Annotated in this window: 7 protein-coding genes; 4 read left to right on the top strand and 3 right to left on the bottom strand. The window is 40.3% G+C overall.

The window, feature by feature from the left end; translation table 11 throughout:
* Positions 1–148 precede the first annotated feature (148 nt).
* Together QZ998_RS14880 and QZ998_RS14875 are read right to left on the bottom strand one after the other, a co-directional pair.
* Positions 149–448 (bottom strand): hypothetical protein, encoded by a 300-nt coding sequence (locus QZ998_RS14880; protein ID WP_296561627.1) that lies wholly within the window; start codon positions 446–448, stop codon positions 149–151.
* Positions 449–463: 15 nt separating this feature from the next.
* Entirely contained in the window at positions 464–673 is a 210-nt protein-coding gene (locus tag QZ998_RS14875; RefSeq protein WP_296561626.1) for a helix-turn-helix transcriptional regulator, read from the bottom strand.
* A gap of 158 nt (positions 674–831) precedes the next feature.
* Between QZ998_RS14875 and QZ998_RS14870 the strand changes: the two genes are divergently transcribed.
* The 4 genes from QZ998_RS14870 (at position 832) to QZ998_RS14855 (ending at position 2,710) form a co-directional block, all read left to right on the top strand.
* A complete protein-coding gene (locus QZ998_RS14870) occupies positions 832–1,245 on the top strand; it encodes a hypothetical protein (protein ID WP_296561625.1) in 414 nt (137 codons plus the stop codon).
* 34 nt (positions 1,246–1,279) lie between these two features.
* Positions 1,280–1,660 (top strand): hypothetical protein, encoded by a 381-nt coding sequence (locus tag QZ998_RS14865; RefSeq protein WP_296561624.1) that lies wholly within the window; start codon positions 1,280–1,282, stop codon positions 1,658–1,660.
* A gap of 269 nt (positions 1,661–1,929) precedes the next feature.
* Entirely contained in the window at positions 1,930–2,160 is a 231-nt protein-coding gene (locus QZ998_RS14860; RefSeq protein ID WP_296561623.1) for a hypothetical protein, read from the top strand.
* Positions 2,161–2,434: 274 nt separating this feature from the next.
* On the top strand, positions 2,435–2,710 hold the full coding sequence (locus QZ998_RS14855) for a hypothetical protein (protein WP_296561622.1): 276 nt from the start codon (positions 2,435–2,437) through the stop codon (positions 2,708–2,710).
* A gap of 143 nt (positions 2,711–2,853) precedes the next feature.
* On the opposite strand, the gene QZ998_RS14850 is transcribed toward QZ998_RS14855, so the two are convergent.
* Positions 2,854–3,195, bottom strand: coding sequence for a sigma factor-like helix-turn-helix DNA-binding protein (locus tag QZ998_RS14850; RefSeq protein ID WP_296561621.1), 342 nt, complete (start codon positions 3,193–3,195; stop codon positions 2,854–2,856).
* Between the last annotated feature and the right edge of the window lie 377 nt (positions 3,196–3,572).

Here is a 3,572-nt window from a genome sequence, read left to right as displayed (position 1 = left end):
TAACTGCTCGTTCCTGTTTTCGTCCCATGGTAAACTGATTTCTCCTTGCGAAATTTTTCTTTCATTTTACCATCTATTTTTCTTGCATTCCCGTTTTATCGCTAATTTTTAGTGCGAAATATTTTTACCTTTCAGGGCTGTGATCTAGTCAGATCTTTTCTAATTTCTTCGTATTTCCAGGAATGGCAAGCCATTCACAATACAATTTCCAGTTAATTTTGTCCCTGCCGTTGACTCTTATACAAATAGGATCTGGCAAAATACATTTGTTGATTAATCTTCTTGCTGCAGCGTAACTGATGTCTGCTTTTTTAGCAAAATCTTTTGCTGAGAGATAGGAATCCATAGGTTCTCTTGCTTTTTTAAGCAGAAAGATAATTTCGGCATTCTGGGTAATTATTTCTGCCTGCTTACGTTCAATGGCTTCAAGTCGTTCTTCTAGAAACATTACGTTCTCCTCTTATTAAATCTTAGTCCCATCTGGGAACTCAAAGAAAAATGTATACTCCCCACCAAGAGCTTCAGCAATAGCATTTAATTCTTCAGTAGTAAATGTATCACGTTTTAGTTTTTGATTAAAATTTGATGGAGTCATTCCAATAAGTCTAGCTAATGCAGCTTGACTTATTGCTTTATATCCCAAGGCCATTTTTATTTTTTGTTCAATAGTCATTTTGGCACCTCCTATAATTCGATTATAAACTATTCACTAAATAACGTCAATTAAATTCTTTATAATATTCAGCATATAATTAACGATTCGCTTGACAGTGTTAAGCGAATGCTGTATACTAAAGGCATAGAATTAATCAATTGAGAGGAGAAACCAAAATGTATAATCGTTCAGAAATCTTAAGAACCGCCAACAAGTTAACCACCACCGGCTTAACTAAAAGTCAGGCATTTAAAAGAGCCTGGGAGCTGGCCAAAGGAAAAGCCCTTGTTGTCAAGGGTGTCACCCAGGGCAAGAGACAGACCGCCATTGACCATATGAAACAATATGACCCATCAGAAATCACGATCAGCTTTGAAAGAAATACTACCGGATATTTTGAAGAGGATGCCATTGAAGTGGTGGTCACGATCCACGGCAATTCTTACTGTGTAGGTTATCTGGCCTCTTCGGTTGCTGAATGGTTATCAAAGGTCATGGTCTTTGGAACGGCCTTAAAAGGGGTCTTAAAACAAATTGTTGGCGGTAATGGTTTATATTATGGTTTGAGGATAAAAGCACAGATTGCTTAGGGAGAGGCTGCACCTCTTCCGAACGGGAGGAAAAATGCTTAATAGCGCACAAATAAAAGAATTATTTGAAAAAGAAGCCGTTGCGTTTTTAGAATGGGAAGGCGTACCCATTTACAGAGCTATTGAATTATTTGGTATTGAAGCGGTCGACGCTGGAATGGATGAAAAAGAAGGGGAAACCCTTTATTGTGGCTATAAAATTGAAGGTGGTTATATTGCCTGGCATCTTCTTTACAAAGGATTCAGAAAGGCGGCCACCTATGCCAATGCGGAAGAAATTAAAAGAATATGCATTGAAAAGGAACTGGCTGGCAAAGAAACCAGAGCAAAGTTTGACAGGATCGGGATCACGCAGCAGAAAGCAAAATTAACCATACTCAGAGCAAAACCGGACAAGGGGAGAAAACATGCTTAATAGTATACGGGTGAAAGAACTGTTTGAAAAAGAGGATGTTTTAATGAGCAGTAACGAATCTGGCATATCTTGACGGGGTTAAGCTGGTAGATGTGATCCAGGCAGCGCTTGACAACAATCTGACAGTGGAAGAGGTCAAGCACCTATTAATCAAAGAAAATCCCGGCCATGATGTAACATTCAAAGTAATTTGACCAACACCGGGAGCCGGAACGATCACGCAGCCAGGAAGGGACCCCGAATCAGGGCGACCTCTTCCAGCGCAGCAAATGAAGGGAGAAAAAAGAATGAATAAGAACAAACGCATGATTATACTGGATAAGCTTATTGAAAACAAAAAGGAACAGATGATAGAGTTTGAGGACAGTATTGAAACAACCAGACTGATTTTGTTTGAAATTTATGGAATGCTTAGTTTTGTTTATAGAATCGGTGATATTTCGGCCAAAGAGCGTGATTACAGAACGCAGGATATTGATCTGTTCTGGGAACAGTTATAGATAAAGTGGGATTGAAGAAACGTCCGTTTATTGTGCCAGCGCCGCCATATGCCAGGGTTTTGTATTGGGGTTTCAGGAAGCGATAAACCTCTTAACAGGTGGGGTTAAGCATGATTATGGGGGGCACAAAAAACTTTTATCACCTCGTGACGGTCGCAATATCTAACCTGGCAGGAACAAAAATCCGGGAATTTAGGGTAAGGGGGGCTATATTATCCCGACCTTTAAATTTCGGCAAACTGAAAAAAACAGATATTATGAAAGTGAGATTAAAATGGCCAGATGTATATTTGTAGATGAGAAGAAACTATATGAAGTTGATGGGACAATATCAGAAGTGACACAAAATTTGAACAAGGTGAGATGCATGATCTTAGATATTCTTGAATGTTATTTTGACTATATCATTGATGAAAAAAAGGGGATTGAGAAATTAAAGCAGGAACACGAAGAGCAATCAATAAAAGCAAATATCGCTTATGATTATATTAAAGATTGCATGGAGGAATTAAAAACAATTGAGAATATTTCCCAAACATTACGAATATAGCATAGGATCAAAAAAAAGAAACCGCCTTTTTTAGTGAAGGGCGGTTTTGCTATTTGAGATGGGAAAACTGACGCACCAAATCAGTGCATCAGGACAAAATACCAGGTCAAAACATAACGCTGGCAAGTTACCGGCAAGTTAAATTATAGCCCGAGCATATCAAAGTAATAATCAATAGATTCCAGATCTTCCAGGTCTTCCAGCTTTTGAGCATAAAGATAAGGGTTACGCTGGCCGTGTTTTAGCAGTTTAGGAAGAAGGGTATTACAAACATACTCATCCCGATATTTGGCCATCAATTCGTTGCCGGAAGTAGAAGCCCGGATCCGACGCAACCCTTTGGCAGTCCATTGCCGGGCTCTCTCCGGAGAAACGCCATATAAACCGGATATTTCTTTCAAGGTGTACTCATGCCCGTTTAAGCCATGATTTAAAATGAGAGCATTCTTTTCTTTATCATCGGGATTGAAAACACGATCCAACACCTGGAAGAGGTCTTCACGTAAGATTAACCGGTCAACCTCTTCATTGGCCAGATGAAAGGCATTTAGCCCGGATTTCGAGTAACAGGGTCTGCAGGCCGCAAAAATACAGCATTCCCCGTTTTTTTTCTGTCACTACCTTCTTTCATTCACTGAAGCATTCCGTTGAAACCGGTCATATCAAGGTGGCCGCCAAAGTGATGGAGCGGATCGGACGGACGTTGTTCAGTGCATCGCTGCTGAAGCCAGGTTGGTGAGAGCTGTTTAGGGATATCCCCAGGATGCTTTTCGAAATCGGATTCATCACCGAGTTGCCCTGTCGAAAGATCTATTTGGGGGCTATGGGCGAGGTCGACATCCGGGAAGAAAAGGAAGACTTC

The sequence above is a fragment of the uncultured Acetobacterium sp. genome, from assembly GCF_927416815.1.
Classification (GTDB): Bacteria; Bacillota; Clostridia; order Eubacteriales; family Eubacteriaceae; genus Acetobacterium.
This window is presented reverse-complemented; position numbering and strand designations above follow the sequence as displayed.